At 67.0% G+C, this 728-nt stretch carries 1 pseudogene; it reads right to left on the reverse strand.

Annotated features, from left to right (window positions below):
* Positions 1–695: pseudogene (locus CXQ94_RS21505) on the reverse strand (hypothetical protein); the annotation flags it as partial.
* Positions 696–728 lie beyond the last annotated feature (33 nt).

The following is a 728-nucleotide window of genomic DNA, read 5'->3' on the forward strand; positions in this document are numbered from 1 at the left end:
CCTGTGATGGGGAGTGTGCCGGTGCGGGCGGCTAGTTTGAGGCAGTCGATGAGACCGTCGAGGAGTTTCTGGCCGTGCGTGCGGCGGTCGGTGACGGCTGGGTCGGTGGATGCTGGATCGATGAGGTTCAGGCCGGGTAGGCCTGTGTAGGTGCCGGGTTCGGGTACGGAGGTGCCGTTGACCTGGTGCGGCCATGGCTGGTCGTCGTCGGTGTTTGTGTCGGGGGATTCGGTGGCTGGTGGGTTCGCCCAGTCGGGGGCCGGGCCCTGATGCGGTGGCGGCCACTGACTCGAGGTCTCGATGGGATCACCACCCCCACCGGCAGGGCCAGTGCCAGAGGCGGTGTCGCGGCGACTGCCGTTGCCAAACCCGCTACCACTGCCGGCGTCATGGCCGGTGGTACTGCTAGTCCCGTTGCCACTGCTAGTGCGAGGGGTGTTGTGGGGGTTGGTGGCTTCGCGGAGGAAGTCGAGGACGTCTTGCTGTCCGGGTAGGGGCTGGTGGGCGCTGGTGCGTTCTGCGTCGTTGGCGGGGCGGGTGCCCCCGGTGCTGGTGGTGGAGCCGCAGGCACCGCAGGTGGTTCTGGGTGTTGTTGGTGTGTGGGTGGTGTTGATGTTGTTGAAGGCGGTGTGGTGGTGGGGGTTGGTGGCGGAGTCGATGCTGGCCAGGGATGATTCGTATTGCAGCACGGTCATGTGGCCCTCGAAGTGGACCAGTCCGCGGCGGGG

Origin of the sequence: Arthrobacter sp. GMC3 (assembly GCF_002929305.1) — a bacterium.
Lineage (GTDB): Bacteria > Actinomycetota > Actinomycetes > Actinomycetales > Micrococcaceae > Specibacter.